Annotated in this window: 14 protein-coding genes; 1 reads left to right on the forward strand and 13 read right to left on the reverse strand. The window is 74.1% G+C overall.

Annotated features, from left to right (window positions below):
* Window positions 1–19: 19 nt before the first annotated feature.
* Genes HTZ77_RS25535 through HTZ77_RS25585 form a run of 11 tightly spaced genes read right to left on the reverse strand, consistent with a single transcriptional unit; the run spans window position 20 to window position 10,219 of the window.
* Window positions 20–904 carry an ester cyclase gene (locus HTZ77_RS25535; protein ID WP_175592233.1) on the reverse strand — a complete coding sequence of 295 codons (885 nt, stop codon included), beginning with the start codon at window positions 902–904 and terminating at the stop codon, window positions 20–22.
* A gap of 1 nt (window position 905) precedes the next feature.
* Entirely contained in the window at window positions 906–1,328 is a 423-nt protein-coding gene (locus HTZ77_RS25540) for a phosphopantetheinyl transferase (protein WP_175592234.1), read from the reverse strand.
* Window positions 1,329–1,356: 28 nt separating this feature from the next.
* Entirely contained in the window at window positions 1,357–2,262 is a 906-nt protein-coding gene (locus tag HTZ77_RS25545; RefSeq protein ID WP_175592235.1) for an ACP S-malonyltransferase, read from the reverse strand.
* A 17-nt stretch (window positions 2,263–2,279) separates the two neighbouring features.
* Window positions 2,280–3,149 (reverse strand): alpha/beta fold hydrolase, encoded by an 870-nt coding sequence (locus HTZ77_RS25550; protein WP_175592236.1) that lies wholly within the window; start codon window positions 3,147–3,149, stop codon window positions 2,280–2,282.
* Window positions 3,146–4,393, reverse strand: coding sequence for an FAD-dependent oxidoreductase (locus tag HTZ77_RS25555; RefSeq protein ID WP_328808757.1), 1,248 nt, complete (start codon window positions 4,391–4,393; stop codon window positions 3,146–3,148). Before HTZ77_RS25555 ends, HTZ77_RS25550 begins: the two co-directional genes overlap by 4 nt.
* Complete coding sequence (locus tag HTZ77_RS25560) at window positions 4,390–5,223, reverse strand: nitroreductase family protein (protein WP_328808758.1); 834 nt, start codon at window positions 5,221–5,223, stop codon at window positions 4,390–4,392. Before HTZ77_RS25560 ends, HTZ77_RS25555 begins: the two co-directional genes overlap by 4 nt.
* Entirely contained in the window at window positions 5,220–7,529 is a 2,310-nt protein-coding gene (locus HTZ77_RS25565) for a beta-ketoacyl-[acyl-carrier-protein] synthase family protein (RefSeq protein WP_175592238.1), read from the reverse strand. Before HTZ77_RS25565 ends, HTZ77_RS25560 begins: the two co-directional genes overlap by 4 nt.
* A gap of 31 nt (window positions 7,530–7,560) precedes the next feature.
* Window positions 7,561–8,625: an aminomethyltransferase family protein gene (locus tag HTZ77_RS25570; protein WP_175592239.1), complete on the reverse strand. Its 1,065-nt coding sequence runs from the start codon at window positions 8,623–8,625 to the stop codon at window positions 7,561–7,563.
* 2 nt (window positions 8,626–8,627) lie between these two features.
* Complete coding sequence (gene fabZ, locus HTZ77_RS25575; protein ID WP_175592240.1) at window positions 8,628–9,149, reverse strand: 3-hydroxyacyl-ACP dehydratase FabZ; 522 nt, start codon at window positions 9,147–9,149, stop codon at window positions 8,628–8,630.
* Window positions 9,146–9,430, reverse strand: a complete 285-nt coding sequence (locus tag HTZ77_RS25580; protein WP_175592241.1) for an acyl carrier protein — start codon at window positions 9,428–9,430, stop codon at window positions 9,146–9,148. The genes fabZ and HTZ77_RS25580 overlap by 4 nt, the downstream gene beginning before the upstream one ends.
* 36 nt (window positions 9,431–9,466) lie before the next feature.
* Window positions 9,467–10,219, reverse strand: a complete 753-nt coding sequence (locus HTZ77_RS25585; RefSeq protein WP_235995165.1) for a 3-oxoacyl-ACP reductase family protein — start codon at window positions 10,217–10,219, stop codon at window positions 9,467–9,469.
* A 156-nt stretch (window positions 10,220–10,375) separates the two neighbouring features.
* Between HTZ77_RS25585 and HTZ77_RS25590 the strand changes: the two genes are divergently transcribed.
* On the forward strand, window positions 10,376–12,034 hold the full coding sequence (locus HTZ77_RS25590) for an FAD-dependent oxidoreductase (protein ID WP_328808759.1): 1,659 nt from the start codon (window positions 10,376–10,378) through the stop codon (window positions 12,032–12,034).
* Between the two features lie 325 nt (window positions 12,035–12,359).
* On the opposite strand, the gene HTZ77_RS25595 is transcribed toward HTZ77_RS25590, so the two are convergent.
* A complete protein-coding gene (locus HTZ77_RS25595) occupies window positions 12,360–13,862 on the reverse strand; it encodes an AfsR/SARP family transcriptional regulator (RefSeq protein WP_175592243.1) in 1,503 nt (500 codons plus the stop codon).
* On the reverse strand, window positions 13,862–15,067 hold the full coding sequence (locus HTZ77_RS25600; protein WP_175592244.1) for a macrolide family glycosyltransferase: 1,206 nt from the start codon (window positions 15,065–15,067) through the stop codon (window positions 13,862–13,864). Before HTZ77_RS25600 ends, HTZ77_RS25595 begins: the two co-directional genes overlap by 1 nt.
* Window positions 15,068–15,107 lie beyond the last annotated feature (40 nt).

Genomic DNA, 15,107 nt, shown 5'->3' on the forward strand with positions numbered 1-15,107 from the left:
GTGTTCTCGCGAGGAGGGATCACAGCGTGGACGCGTCCTCCGGCGTCCACCCGCACGCGCAGGCCGCGTCCTTGCCCGCCGCCACGACCGTCCCGCAGTCCGGGCAGCGGGCGTAGTCGCGGATCGTGGCGGGGTACCAGACGCTGGTGTGCACCCGTGTGCACAGTCCGCCCTTGAAGAAGCGGCGCATGGCCCGCTGGTGCGGCCGGGCGTGGACCGCCCGCAGCGACTCGGGCCGGTCGAAGGCGCTCAGCGTGAACTTGCGGGCGCCGATGTCGAACGTGGTCACGCCCAGGAACCCCTTCGAGGACCGCAGCGACTTGACGATCTCCACGCTGAGCAGGTCCACGTCGGCGGCCTCCGCGTCGTCGCGGATCTCCAGCCAGGTCAGCACGAGCGCGCCCGGCCGGTCGGTGCGGCCGGTCGCGGCGCGGGCGCTGACGCCGAACTCGCGGGCCTCGTCAGCGCCGGGCACGAACCGGGCGGTGTACCCGAGCGCCTCGGCCAGCGCCAGCCGGTCGAAGCCACGGCGCACGTGGACGCCGCGCGCGTCGCGGGTGACCAGGTCGGTGCCGTGCACGGTGGCCGTGCCTCCGGTGGCGGGCATGCCGAGGTAGGACTCGCGGTGGTCGGCCACCAGGGCCCAGGAGACGGTGGCGGCGTCGGCGTCGCCGGTCACGCGGTCCACGGTGAAGCGCGCGTTGCGGAAGCGGGCCATCGTGCGGGCGGCGTGCTCGGCCAGCGCCGCGCCGGCCAGCGCCCCGCCGGAGTCGGGGTCCTCGAAGGTGTCCACCGACGCGGCCACGGCCTGGGCGTCCCCGGCCCGCCACGCTTCGAGCAGCTCCTCGGCCGCCTTCCGCACGTCCTCGTGCGCCGTCTTCGTGTCCTGCCGGGTCTCGGGCATGTCAGGTCTCCTCGTCCTCGGGGAGGCGGGTGGAGCAGACGGCCACGGCCAGCGCGCGTCCGTCCGTGTGGCTGACGGAGACGCGGACGCGGCTGCCGGGCCGTACCAGCTCGGCCAGCGGCGGCGCCAGGCGTACGGCGGGAGGGTGGCCGTCGCGGCAGGCGGCCGTGGCGCGGCAGGACGCGGTGGGCCGGGGCAGCACCTCCACCTGGCCGAGGCGTTCGGCCGTGGGCGGCAGCCCGAGCAGGCGCAGGACCGCGCGCTTGCCCGCCAGCCGGCCCGCCCAGTGCTGCACGCTCGCACCCGCCGCGGAGCGGACGCGTTCGGCGGCCGTGTAGACCTCCTCCAGCCGCATCCCGCCGACGAGTTGCTGCGGCCGCGTGAGTCCCGCGAAGCAGACCAGCGCACTCCCCCACCGGTTCACTCGCCGGCCTCCCCGCTCGCGTCGCGCGTCACGCCGCCACCGCCTTGGCCAGGCGGCGCAGGGTGGCGGGGTCGGCCATGCTGAGGCAGCGCGCCTCGGCCCGCCGCGACAGCCCGGTGAGCACCTTGCTGTCCCCGACCTCCACGCCCGAGGCCACCGCGTCCACCGCCGCGACCGTGCGCGTCCACCGGACCCGCCCCGTGAGCTGCGCGACCAGCGCCTCCCGCAGCGTGGCGACGTCCATGGTGGGCTCGCCCGTGACGTTCGGGACGACGGGCACCAGGGGCTCCAGCATGGGCACGGCCGCCACCGCCGCCGCCCACCCCGCCACCGCGGGCTCCATGAGCGGTGAGTGGAAGGCGTTGCCCACCGACAGCGGCACGATCTTGCTGGCAGCGATGGCCATCGCCGTGAGCCGGTCGAGCGCCGGGAGGGCGCCCGAGACCACGACGTGCCCCGGCGCGTTCTCCAGCCCGACGACCAGCGGCTCGCCGGGCGCCGAGGCGGCCTCCGCCAGGGCCTCGACGTCCTCCACCGGGAGTCCCATCACGGCCCGCATCCCGCCGATGACGCCCACCGAGGCCATGAGCCGCGACCGGGTCTCGACGAGGCGCACCGTGTCGGCCAGCCCCAGGACGCCCGCCGCGTGCAGCGCCGTCAGCTCGCCGACGCTGTGCCCGGCGACGATCTCGGGCTCGTACCCCTCCTCCTCCAGGACGGCCAGCGCCGCGAGGTTGCAGGCCGTGACGGCGATCTGCGCGTGCTCGGTGGCGACCAGCCGGTCCAGCGGCCCGCGCGCGCACAGCGGCGAGATGGGCCGCGACAGCAGCGCGTCCACCTCCTCCAGCCGCTCGCGCGCGGCCGGGCGGCGGCGCAGCCAGGCGCCCATGCCGACCCGGACCGTCCCCTGGCCGGGGAAGAGATAGCCCAGCATGACGTCCATCCCTTCAGCTACAACCGGCGCCGGGGGCGCCGCTCCTCGTGGGCGGGGCGCTCCGTGCCGAGGAAGCCGAGCAGCAGCTTGTTGACCTCGTCGGGCGCGTCGAGCGGGAGCCAGTGGCCGGCGTCCTCGACCCGCTCGTAACGCCAGGGCCCCTTGACGAACTTGCCGGAGCCGGACATGCCCTCCTCCAGCAGCGCCTTGTCGCCGGCGCCCCAGATGCCGAGCGTCGGCGCGAGCACCGGCGGGAACGGGCGGGCGGGGCGCAGCTCGGAGGCGGGCGAGCGGTTGGCGCGGTACCAGTTGAGGCCGGCGGTCAGCGCGCCGGGCCGGGCCAGGTCGCGCAGGTACCGGTCGTAGTCGCCGTCGCGGCCCATGATCTCCTTGAACAGCCGCCAGCCGTTGCGGCGCAGCAGCTCCTCGCTGACCCCGGGGAACTGGTAGAAGAGCATGTACCAGGACGCCGCCCGCTGCTCGATCGAGGGGGTGGCGAAGACGCCGGGGTGCCCGACCGACAGCACGACCAGGTGGTCCAGCCGGCGCGGCATGAGGAAGGCGTACATCCAGGCGATGGCCGCGCCCCAGTCGTGGCCGACGATGTGCGGGCGCTTGATCCCGAGCTGCATGGTGAGGGCGACGACGTCGTTGACGATCGTCTGCATGCCGTACGCCTCGATCTCCTGCGGCTTGCCGGAGTCGCCGAACCCGCGCATGTCGGGCGCGATGACCCGGAACCCGCCCTCGACGAGCGCCGGGATCTGGTGGCGCCACAGGTAGGAGGAGTCGGGGAAGCCGTGCAGCAGGATGACGGGGTCGCCCTCGCCCTCGTCGACGTAGGCGATGTCGACGCCGTTGACGTGAACCGTTCTCTTCTGGGTCATGCCGTCTCCCTGAACAACCGCTCAGCGAAGAACTCGCTGAAGCCGAACTCGGGTACGTCCTCCGGGGCCACCATGTTGAGCAGCCCCGTCACCTGGGCGGCGAAGTTCTTGGCCATCAGCCTGCGCACGCGGCGGCGCCGCTCGACGGCCGCGGGCCCGAACTCGACGTGCAGCCTGCTGATGATGGAGGCGCCGAAGTCGAGGCGTTCCAGGCGGAAGTCGCGCTCCTTGACGTACGGGGCGAACGCCTCGGGCGACCAGTCGTCGGAGGCGAGCAGGATCTCGCAGACGGTCCGCGAGTCGCGCATCGCGCACGACAGGCCGGTGCCGAGGACGGTGTCGGCGTTGCCGGCCTCGTCGCCGATGAGGACGACACCCTCGACCAGCGGCGGCCCCTCGGGAACGCTCGACACGGACGGCCACACCGACAGCGGTCCGGCGGGCGTGGCCTCGGTGACGGCCTTGCCGCGGTCGGGCAGGCAGTTCAGCTCGAACGCGGCGAGGAACCGCTCGACGCCGCCCGGCCCCCGGTAGCGGTGCTTGTTGACCGTGGGGAAGTTCAGGTAGAGGCGGGCCCGGCCGTAGCCCTGGGGGAACACCATGAACATGACGTCGCCCTCGGTGCCCATGGCCTGCACGTCGGGCGGCCAGCCCTCCATGCCCTCGACCATCATGCCGCCGCCCCAGTGGTGCATGGAGTTGCGCATGGTGACGCCGATCTGGCGGCCGACGGTGTTGCCGCGGCCGGTGGCGCCGAGCACGATGCGCGGCCGCAGCTCGTGGGCGCCCTCGGGGGTCTGGTAGGTGACGACGGGCCGCGTCCCGGCGGTGACGCCGATGCGGGAGGCGTCCATCACCAGCCGCGCGCCGCTCGCCACGGCCTGCTCGGCCATCAGCTCGCACACCTGGTGGTGCGGAAACGACATCGGCCCGCCGATGCCGGGGATGAACCTGGTCATGTCCACGGCCTCGACCTCGTCGTCGGTCACGGCCTCGTCCCAGGTCATCCACTCGCGGATCTCCCAGGCGCCGCCGGCCGAGAAGCAGTCGTAGACGCCCAGGCGCTGGGCCTCCCTGATGCCCCAGGGCGCGAGCCACTCGCCGCGCACGAGGTCCTTGTAGGCGTCCTGCTTCTCCAGCAGCACCACCGAGAGCCCGCCGGCGGCCAGCATGCACGCCGCGGACGCCCCGGAGATGCCGCCTCCGACGATGACGACGTCGGGCTGCTCGGGTCGTACGGTCACGTCCCCCACCTCTCCCAGTAGGTGCGTTCCTTGGCGCTGTAGCGCTCTGCGGGGCGGAAGTCGGTGCCCACGGTGTACGCGACGGGGATCATGCACACCTGGGTCACCCCGGTGGGGATGCCGAGCATCCGCGCGACCTGCCGCTCGTGCGGTACGTGCAGGCAGGTGATCGTGCTGCCGAGCCCGCGGCTGCGCAGCGCGAGCTGGAAGGACCAGATGGCCGGGAAGATCGAGCCGTAGAAGATGCTGGCGCGGGTCTCGCCGTGCCGCACCAGGTGGCCCGGATCCTCGGGCACCTTGTCGGCCATGCGCCTGCTCCACGCCTCGTTGATGGCCGTGATGTCCGGCGGGCGGCCGAGGACGCACGGGATGACGAGGATCGGGACCCGCGCGATCGTCTCGGTGAGCGCCAGCGCGGAGGCGTAGTTGCGGCGCGCCCCGGCGTCGTTGCGGCGACGGCCGGCGTTGGTCCACATGTCGTTGCGGTGGAACGTCCAGGAGGACTGGATCATCTCGGCCAGCTCCTGCTTGACGGCGGCGTCGCTGATGACGAGCCACCGCCAGTTCTGGTGGTTGTTGGCCGTGGGCGCCTGGACGGCCACCTCCAGCGCCTCCTCCACCACCTCGCGGGGCACGGGCCGCTCGACGTCGAGGCGGCGGCGCACGGAGCGTGTGGTGGTCAGCAGCCGGTCGGTCTCGGCGACGTCGAACGGCGTGGCGCCCGACGCCGCCGGCACGGTGCCCGGCGCTCCCGGCGTGGCGCCCGGCGCTCTCGGCGTGGCGCCCGGCGCTCTCGGCGTGGTGCTCGCCGCACGCGCCCGGGTGCTCACAGCGCCCCCAGGAGGACGGCGCCGCGCACCGAGCCGGGCGCGGCGGTGAGCGCGAGCGCCCGCTCCACGGGCCCGTCGAGGCCGGGTTTGGTCACGTACGCGGCGAGGTCGCCGGCGCGCGGGGCGGCGAGGCCGGTCAGCGCGGGCGCGACGCCGTCGCGGACGGCGAGCGCGGCGAGGGCGATGTTGAGCGCGCCGGAGGCGGCCTGGCAGTCACCGGCCAGCGCGGTGGAGGCGGTCAGCCGCGCGCCGGGCGCGCCGGCGAGCACCGCCGCTGCCTCAGCGCCGTCCCCGGCCGTCCCGTCCGCCGCGCCGACCACCAGCCCGGCGACCGGACCGGACGCGCCGCCGGAGACGCGGGCGATGCTGCGTGCCACGGCGTCGGCGTCGGCGTCGGCGTCAGAGCCGGCGTGGCCGCTCGCGTGGCCCGTGTCCAGCACCACGGCGTACGGCCTGCCGTCGCGGGCGGCGCAGTGCTCGGCCGACTCGACGACGAACGCCACCGCCGCCGACCCGCGCACCGCCCCTCCGGCCCCGGAGTCGTACGGCGACGGCACCGGAAGGTCGTCGGTGTCCAGGGCGGCCGTGCCGGTCGTCTCGTCGGCGGCCACCACGAGCACCACCTCCGCCTTGCCCGACCGGATGAGCTCCAGGGCGCAGTCCAGCGCGATGGAGGCCGAGGCGCCGCCGTTGCAGATGGTGGTGGTCGGCCCGCGCAGTCCCAGCGTCTGGCAGACGGCGCCGCCGGTGGCGTTGAGCACGACGTTGGAGAAGCTGAGCACGGCCGGCTTGTTCGGGTTGACCGCGATGCTCTCGTCGAAGCCGCCGGTGCTCTCGGCCGATCCGGCGCCGGTGGCGAAGATCAGCGCGACGTCGTCGAGGTCCTTGCGCGGCAGCTTCAGCCCCGCGTCCTCCCAGGCCAGCCGGGAGGCGGCGATGGCCAGGCGCGACAGGTGGTTCATGTGCCGCCACAGCGAGCGCGGCGCGAACGTCCGTCCCTCCAGCGACGGGGCCCACCCGGCGCCGTGCCGCCCGGCCAGGACGGCCTCGGTGAGCTCGGCGACGCCGGTGCCGGCCCCGGTGACGGGCCCGAGCCCGGTGATCACCGCTTCGCGGCGGGGCAGCTCCTCGTACGGCCGGGGCTCGCCGGGCGTGGTCAGCACCAGGGAGACGTTGTTGCCGCCGAAGGCGTAGTTGTTGGACACGACGGTGCCGATGGGCATCGGCCTGGCCACGTTGGGCACGAAGTCCAGGTCGCCGGCCCGGCCCTGGCCGTCCTCGTCGAAGCCGATGGTGGGCGGGGCCGTCGCGTGCCGCAGCGCCAGCACGCTCGCCACCGCCTCGACGGCTCCGGCGGCGCCCAGCGTGTGGCCGACGAACGACTTGATGCTGCTGGTCGGCACCTGGCCGGCCCGCTCGCCGAAGACCAGGCGCATGACCTTGGCCTCCATGGCGTCGTTGGCGGGGGTGCCGGTGCCGTGCCCGCTGACGTACTGGACGTCGCCGGGCGTGAGACCGGCGTCGGCGAGCGCCCGCCGCACGGCGCTGGCGCCGCCGCGTCCGGTGGGGTCGGGGGCGGTCGCGTGGTAGGCGTCGGCCGACAGGCCGTAGCCCGCGACCTCGGCCAGCGGGACCGCGCCCCGGGCCAGCGCCAGTTCCAGCGGTTCCAGCAGCAGGAACGCGGCGCCCTCGCCGAGGTTCAGGCCGTCGGAGTGGCTGTAGGGGCGGCACGGGCCGGTGCTGAGCGCCTGGAGTCCGGCGAAGCCCGCGTACGTGCCGAACAGCAGCGGGTCCACCCCGCCGGCGAGGACGGCGTCGGCCTCACCGGTGAGGATCTTGTCCTTGGCCAGGCCGACGGCGTTGCCCCCGGCGGCGCAGGCGGTGGACACCAGGATGCGCGGCCCGCGCAGGCCGAGCCGCTCGGCGACCACGTCCTGGGTGCGGTGCATCGGCTGGTACCGGCCGGCCGCGTCGGGTGTGGCCTGGCACTTGCCGAGGATGATCCCGAACCGCTCGGCCCCCACCCCGGAGGCCGTCAGACCGGCCATCTCGACCGCCTGGCGGGCCGCGACGAGCGCGAGCCGGGCCGTGCGGTCGAGGGCGGCGTCGGAGCCGGGGAGCTGACCGGTGATCCACTCGTCGGGCACCTGGCCCGCGTGCCGGGCCGTGAACACGGCGAACGCCTCGTCCTCGACCGGCGTGAGTCCGCCCTGACCTGTGGTGAGCCGCTGCCAGAACTCGGCTGGGTCGCGGCCGGCCGCGCAGATGATGCCCAGGCCGGTGACGACGACGGGCCGCAGCGCCATGCTTTGTCTCCTTCTCAGCGCAGCATCCCGATCAGATGATCGGGATGCTCCAGCTCTTGGGCACGATGTACGGGCTGGTCAGCGTGGTCACCTCGGTCCCGCCGACGGTGAGCTCCAGACCGGCGGCGGCCAGGTCGTGGTCCACCCGGGCGAGGCCGAGCGTGGCCCCGAGGCCGACGCTGTGCACGGCGTGGACGACCTCGCCGATGTCCTGGCCGTTCACCCAGACGCGGGTGCCGGGCGCGGGCACGCCGTCGCCGCCGGAGAAGCCGACCGTGCGCCGCCCGCCGCCGGCCTCGAACGCCGCCAGCACCGCCTCGCGGCCGACGAACTCGTCCTTGGTGACGTCGACCAGCCAGTTGGCGCCGATCTCGACGACCGTGGCGCCCTCGGTGACCTCGTGGCGGGGGATCGGCTGGCGCACCTCCAGCATGGCCAGCTCCAGCGCCTCCTGCCCGGCGGCCTGGGCGTGCTCCAGCGACTGACGCCAGAGGTCGGCGGCGTGCTCGATGGGCACGATCATCTGGTAGCCGTACTCGCCGGTGAAGCCGGTCCTGGCGAAGACGATGTCGGCGCCGTTCCAGGTGGTGTCCACGACCGACTCGAAGGGCAGCGACGCCAGCTCGCCGTCGATGAGCCGGCCGACGACGCCCCAGGCGTACGGGCCCTCCAGGCCGAGGACGGTGAGGTCGCCCGAGCGGTCGGCGATCTCGACGCCCTCGTCGTTGTTGGCCCGGAGGTGCGCGAGCAGGCGCGCGCCGGCGCCGCAGGAGCTCTCCAGCAGGATGCCGTCCTCGCGGCCGAAAGCGAGGACCTGGTCCACGACCTGGCCGTCGGCGTCGAGGAGGAGGGTCATCATGCAGCGGTCGGACGTCAGGTACTCGACGTCGCGGGCGAGGACGCGCTGGGCGAAGGCCACGGCGTCCGGGCCGGTGATCTCGATGAGGCCGTGGCCGCCGAGGTCGAGGACCGCGGCGCGCTCCCGGAGGACCTTGTACTCCTCGTCGAGGGAGGAGAAGCGCAGCGGGACGGTGGCGTCGCCGACCTGACCGTAGACGGTCTCCTGGGGATGCGCGGACGCGAGGACGCTTGCCATGTTCACACCTTTCGCACGGGACGTTGACGGGCCGGGTCGGCGATCGTCAGGTTTCCTTCGGCGGCGACCTGGCCGTCCACCCGGGCCGACACCCGGTACTCGGCGAAGCCGGCCCCGCCGCCGGTCCGCTCGGCCGTCAGCGTGAGCTGGTCGCCGGGGACGACGGGGCGGCGGAACCGCATCGACCTGACACCCGCCAGGTAGCTGATCTCGCTGGCCCCGGCCAGGGCGAAGACCACGCCCGCGAGCTGGGCCAGCGCCTCGGTGATCACGATGCCGGGCAGGACGGCCTCGCCCGGGAAGTGGCCCTGGAACCACAGCTCGGTGCCGGAGACGTTCTTGACGGCCGTTCCCTTGACGCCGGGCTCGACCTTGCCGACCCGGTCGAGCAGCAGCATCGGCCAGCGGTGCGGCAGGACGGCGCGGACCTGGTCGTGGGTCAGTCCGCTGACCGGCCCGCTGACCGCCTCGCTCGTGGGCCCGCTGACCTGCCCGCCCGCGGGCGGTGCCTCGGCGAGGGTCATGCCCGCAGCGCCGGGTTGACCTCTTCGGCCAGCCGCGACACCGACCCGAAGACCGCCATCTCGCTGTCGTAGAGCGCGACGCCGAACTCCGCCTCGATCGCGACGTACAGCTCCAGCACGTCGAGGCTGTCGAGTTCGAGGCCGCGGCCGAACAGCGGCTGGTCGTCGGTGATCCAGTCGGGGTCGATCTCCAGGTCCAGCCGCGACACGATCATCTTCTTGATCTGGCTGCAGGTCTGCTGCCGCTCGGCGGCCCGCGCGCGCAGCTCGTCGATCGTCATCTGGTCCTCCTTGAACCGGGGGGAAGGGGGGACGGCTCAGCCGAGGCCGCCGCCGTGGGCGACCACCACGGAGCCGGACATGTACGACGCCTTGTCGGAGGCGAGGAAGCTCACGATCGACGCGATCTCCTCGGGGCGGCCCATCCGGCCGAGCATGATGCGCGACTCGTACTGCTTCTTGATGTCCGAGGGCACCTTGCGGGTCATGTCGGTGGCGACGAACCCGGGCGCCACGACGTTGGCCCGCACACCGTGCGGCGCCGCCTCGTTGGACAGCGCGTGGGTGAAGGCGATGATCGCGCCCTTGGACGCCACGTAGTTGGTCTGGCCGGGGAATCCCCCGTCGAGCCCGCTGGAGGACGACAGGGTCACGATCGCGCCGCGGCGCTGGTGCTGCATGAGCTTGAGCCCCTCGCGGCAGGCGAGGAACGTGCCGATGAGGTTGGTGTCGACCGGGGCGCGGAACTGGTCGAGGCTCATCGTGAGGAGGTAGCGGTCCAGGGTGATGCCGGCGCTCGTCACGAGGACGTCGAGCCGGCCGTGGTCGGACCGCACGCCGCGGAAGAGCCGCCGTACGGACTCCTCGTCGGTCACGTCGGCCTGCACGGCGCTCGCGCTGCCGCCCTCCTCCTCGATCCGGGACACGACGTCCTTGGCGTCGCTCTCGGAGCGGGAGTAGTTGACCACCACGTGGGCGCCCTCGCGGGCCAGGTCCAGCGCGCAGGCCCGGCCGATGCCGCGCGAGCCGCCCGTCACCACGGCCACGGAGCCCTCTGCGAAAAGCATCATCCGTCTCCAGGAATTGAGACAATCGCGGATCGGCTTATCCGGATCTTCAGTCAGTAAGCTACTAAGCCCCGACATCACGCCTGTATCACCCGGTTATCCGCGCATTGACCAGAACAATGGCGATGAATGACGCTGACAACCATGAAAATGATGGACGTGGACGTGTTGATTGTCGGGGGCGGCCCGGTCGGCCTCTCCACGGCCATCGAGCTGTCCCGGCACGGAATATCGACGCTGCTCGTCGAAAAACATGAGGGCACGTCAATTTTTCCGAAGGCCCGCCTCGTCACCACGAGGACGATGGAGATCTTCCGCGCCTGGGGGATCCAGGAGGAGGTGGAGCGCGCCGGCATGCCGCGCGAGGAGTTCCTCGCGGTGGGCGTCGGCAGCTCGCTGAGCGCGGACGACTTCGTCAGGTCGGCCGCCGCGCTGCGCCGGGACGCTCCCCAGAGTCCCACCTACATGTTCCTGTGCTCGCAGGACCTTTTGGAGGTCATCCTGCGCCGCCGGGCGGAGTCGCGGCCGGGCGTCGAGGTCAGGTACGGCGCCGCCATGACCGGGTTCCGGCAGACGCCGGACGGCGTCGAGGCGGTCGTGTCGGAGGCGTCCGGCGAGACGCTGGTGCGCTGCGCGTACCTGGTGGCGGCGGACGGCAGCCGCAGCGGCATCCGGGAGGAGCTGGGCATCGCCACCGAGGGCCCGCCGCCGCTCGGCCACATGATCAGCATCATGTTCGAGGCCGACCTGGGCTTCCTGCCCCCGGACCGGCGGGCCGCGCTGTCCTTCCTCACCGACCCGCCGTGCGCGGTGGAGGCCGTCGACCACCGGCGGCGCTGGATGGTGCAGACCGGCTACGAGCCCGAGGAGGGCGGCAGCCCGGCCGACTTCACCGAGGAGGTCTGCCTGGCCGCCGTGCGCGGGGCCGTCGGCGTCCCGGACCTGCCGGTCACCATCCTCGGCGTGATGCCGTGGCTGCAGCAGGCCATGGTGGCGGCCTCGTTCCGCTCGGGGCGGGTGTTCCTGGCCGGGGACGCCGCGCACGTGGCGACCCCGCAGGGCGGTTTCGGCATGAACTGCGGCATCCAGGACGCCCACAACCTGGCCTGGAAGCTCGCCGCCGTGCTGCGCGGCACCGCCCTGCCCGCCCTGCTCGACACGTACGAGCCCGAGCGCCGCCCGGTCGGGGCCCGCACCGTGGACGAGAGCCTGCACAACGCGTTCATCACCTTCCAGATGATGGAAGGGCGGCTGTCGATGCGGGAGGCCATCGAGCAGCAGGCGGGGCGGCGCAGCTCGGAGGGGCTGGTGCTGGGCTTCCACTACGACTCGGCGGCCGTGGTGCCGGACGGCACGCCCGCCCCGGCGCCCGAGGACCCCTACCGCACGTACGTGCCGACGGCCCGGCCGGGACACCGGGCGCCGCACGTCTGGCTGTCGGGTCCGTCCGGGCCCGTCTCGACGCTCGACCTGCTGGGGCCGGGCTTCACGCTGCTGGCCGCGTCCGGCGCCGGCTGGCCGGCCGCGGCGGAGGAGGCGTCCGCGCGCGCGGGCGTCCCGGTGGCGGCGGTGGAGATCGTCGCCACGGACGCCTCCGGCGGGGATGACTGTGCGTTCGCCTCTCCGACGTGGGCCAAGGAGTACGGCCTGGAGAGCGGCGGGGCGGTGCTGGTGCGGCCGGACGGGCACGTCGGCTGGCGTCACGCCGTCGGCCCCGCCTCCGCCGACGCCCTGTCGGCCGCCCTCACCGCCGTCCTGTCCCGCACCCCCGCCATCTCGTCCCCACTCGCACCCCCGCCGCCCCGTCCCTCGGCCTGACACCCCGGCCGCCACCTCGCGATGCCCTGCTGCGGGCGCCGCACCCGCCGCCCCCTGACCGCGCCGCGCGGCCGAGCAGGCAGGTGGGCGAGCAGGCGTCGCGTGTGGCGGGCCGAGGTGGGGATATGGGGGACGTGGTGGGGCGCGAAGTGGGCGGGCCCCGTGAGGCGTGGCGGAGGATGAGACGCCGCGTGGCGGGACGTGAGCCGACCCGGGGGCACGTGGACGTGCGACGTGGCGAGACGTGACGCCCGGTGGGACGTGACGCGTGGCAGGGGCGCGCCCCGTCACGAGACGGCGGCGCACCCCTCTGCCTCGTGCGATCTCAGCCGTACCCGCTGCGGGCAGGGCGGCGGGACTGGAGACGGGCCGCGCCGAGCCGCAGCGACAGGGGGCTCCCGCAGGAGGTCGCCACCAGGTCGGACACCGCCTGCGCCCCGACCGCCGTGTCCACCAGCAGGTCGGCCAGCTCCCGCGCCTCGGCCTCCGGCAGGGGCCGCAGGAACTCCCGGTGCGCACCCTGCCGGGCGACCAGGTCGTCGAGCGGGTCCGTGCTGGTGATGACCACCCGGCAGCCGGCGCCTCCGGGCAGCAGCGCCCGCGCCTGGTCGCCGTCGCGGACGCCGTCCAGGACCACGAGCAGCCGCCGCCGGGCCGTGCAGCTCCGGTAGAGCGCGAGCTTCTCGGCGCGCCCGGCCGGGATGTCGGCCGCGGCCACGCCGAGCGCGCGCAGGAAGCGGTCCAGCACCGCGTCCAGCCCGCCGCCGTCGCCTCGGTCGCCGCCCGCCCCGGCGGCCCCTCGGCCACCGCCGTCCGCCGCGGTCAGCTCGGCCATGTCGGCGTAGAGCTGCCCGTCGGGGAACCAGTCGATCCGGCTGTGCGCCCAGCGCAGCGCCAGCGTGCTCTTGCCCACGCCGGCCGGCCCGCTCAGGACCGTCACCCCCGGGACGGCGACCTCCGGGTCGGGCCGCAGGGCGGCGTTCATCGCCTCCAGCTCCTCCTCGCGCCCCACGAACGGCAGCACCTGCGGCGGGAGCTGGCACGGCACGACCTGCCCGGGCACGGTCCGGTGCGCGGGGGGCCGCATCAGCGCGGACTCGTCCCGCAGGATCTGCTCGTGCAGCCGCCGCAGCGCCGGGCCCGGCTCCAGGCCGATCTGGTCCAGCAGGTAGCGGCGGGTCTCCTGGTAGGTGCGCAGCGCCTCGGCGCGGCGGCCGGCCCGGTACTGGGCCAGCATGAGCTGGGCGCGCACGCGTTCGCGGAACGGCGACTCGGCGACCAGGGCCAGCAGCTCGGGGATCACCTGGTGGTGCCGGCCGAGCTCGATCTCCAGCTCCAGGCACGTCTCCAGGGCCTCCAGCCGCGACTCGGCCATCCTGGCCACGTCGTAGCGCAGCCCCCGGATGTCCTCGAACGGGTTGCCCTGCCACAGCGCGAGCGCCTCGCGCAGCACCTGGACGGCCTGCTCGCGCAGCCCGGAGGCGGCGTGGCCGCGCGCCTGCGCCACCAGCGCCTTGAACCTGACCCAGTCGATGCTGTCCGGGGCGGCCCGCAGCAGGTAGCCGGGGCTGGAGGTCTCGATCACCCCGGCGCCGAGGGTGCGACGCAGCCGGGAGACGCAGATGGCGACCTGCCGCCAGGCGCTGCGCGGCGCCGACCCGGCCCAGACCGCCTCGATCAGGCGCTCGACGCTCATCACCCGGTTGGCGTTGAGCAGCAGGCAGGCCAGGATGGCCAGCTCCCGGTGGGCGCTCATGGGCAGCTCGGCGCCCTCCTTGAGCACCGTGAGCGGCCCCAGCACCCGGAACTCGAACGACGGCGCGCCCATCAGGCCATCACCTCCGTCAGGCGGCCTTCGAGCAGGTCGGCGGCCCGCGTGGTGCCGCCCGCCCGCCGGATGTCGCCGCGTATGGCCTGGGCCCGGCGCCGTACGCGTTCGTCGCCCGCGACGGCGAGGACCGCCTCGACGAGCCGCTCGGGAGTGAGCGCCTCGGGGTCGAGGGCCCGGCCGACGCCCAGCTCCTCGACGCGGCGCGCGGCCACCCGGTCGATCGGGGTGGCCGGGACGACCACCATGGGGCAGCCCCAGTACAGGGCCTCCATGGCGGTGCCCAGGCCGCCGTGGGTGACCGCGACCGTGGCGTGCCGCAGCACGCTCACGTGCGACACCCAGCGGCGCACCTCCATCGTGGGCGGCAGCGGCCCCAGGTAGCCGGGGTCCATGCCCGGGGGCAGGGTGACGACGCCGCGCCAGGGCAGCTCGGCGAACGCCCGCACGCAGGTGCGGAACAGCTCGGGCCGGCCCGCCGCGACCGTGCCGAAGGTCAGCAGCGCGATCGGCAGCCCGTCGTCCGGCGGCTCCCAGCCGGACAGGAAGCCCCGCTCCCCCAGACAGGGCCCGACGAACGCGAACCGCTCGTCGAAGGTGTCGCCGGCCGGCTGGAACGAGCGCGGCAGACTGACCAGGTTGGAGTCCTGGACCTCCCACCACAGCTCGGCGGGGTCGGCCTCGACGCCGTGGCCGGCGGCCAGGGCGCGGGTCCTGGCCAGCATGTCGTCCACCCAGGCGGGCATGCCGGGGTCGGCGTCGCGACCGGCGTAGACGGACCCGAGGAAGGAGTACTGCTCGTTGGAGGCGAAGATCGGGATGAGCTGCGTGGCCGGCACCCCGAGCTTGCGGGCCAGCACGCGCCCGGCGTGCAGCACCGTCAGGTCGTAGACGACCAGGTCGGGGCGCAGGTCCGGGTGGTCGGCGAGGTACTGGTCGGCCGCGTCGAGCATCGCGCGGCTCTCGTCGAGGAACAGGGAGACGAGGGCCAGCGGGTCGCTCTCCAGCGCCCGCAGGTCGGCCCCCGCGTAGAGCGAGTCATAGCAGAGCAGGCCGGCGCCCGTCTCCTCCACCAGCGGCGCCATGCCGCCCCCCGTGAGGTACGTGACCCTGTGCCCTCTGCGAACCAATTCGGCGACCACGGCGAGGCTCGGAATGACATGACCGTGGTCGGGCTGACACATGAAGAGATAATGCCGTGTCATGTGAATTCTCTCGGCTTGGTGCGCGTGAGGTCTTTCTCCT

This window comes from Nonomuraea montanisoli (assembly GCF_013363975.1).
In the GTDB taxonomy this organism is placed as follows: domain Bacteria; phylum Actinomycetota; class Actinomycetes; order Streptosporangiales; family Streptosporangiaceae; genus Nonomuraea; species Nonomuraea montanisoli.

Coding starts and splice junctions, on each gene's coding strand:
- HTZ77_RS25535 (WP_175592233.1), bottom strand. CDS start 904: ATGCCCGAGACCCGGCAGGACACGAAGACGGCGCACGAGGACGTGCGG.
- HTZ77_RS25545 (WP_175592235.1), bottom strand. CDS start 2,262: ATGCTGGGCTATCTCTTCCCCGGCCAGGGGACGGTCCGGGTCGGCATG.
- HTZ77_RS25595 (WP_175592243.1), bottom strand. CDS start 13,862: ATGGGCGCGCCGTCGTTCGAGTTCCGGGTGCTGGGGCCGCTCACGGTG.
- HTZ77_RS25550 (WP_175592236.1), bottom strand. CDS start 3,149: ATGACCCAGAAGAGAACGGTTCACGTCAACGGCGTCGACATCGCCTAC.
- fabZ (WP_175592240.1), bottom strand. CDS start 9,149: ATGACCCTCGCCGAGGCACCGCCCGCGGGCGGGCAGGTCAGCGGGCCC.
- HTZ77_RS25570 (WP_175592239.1), bottom strand. CDS start 8,625: ATGGCAAGCGTCCTCGCGTCCGCGCATCCCCAGGAGACCGTCTACGGT.
- HTZ77_RS25600 (WP_175592244.1), bottom strand. CDS start 15,067: ATGACACGGCATTATCTCTTCATGTGTCAGCCCGACCACGGTCATGTC.
- HTZ77_RS25580 (WP_175592241.1), bottom strand. CDS start 9,430: ATGACGATCGACGAGCTGCGCGCGCGGGCCGCCGAGCGGCAGCAGACC.
- HTZ77_RS25585 (WP_235995165.1), bottom strand. CDS start 10,219: ATGATGCTTTTCGCAGAGGGCTCCGTGGCCGTGGTGACGGGCGGCTCG.
- HTZ77_RS25565 (WP_175592238.1), bottom strand. CDS start 7,529: ATGGCGCTGCGGCCCGTCGTCGTCACCGGCCTGGGCATCATCTGCGCG.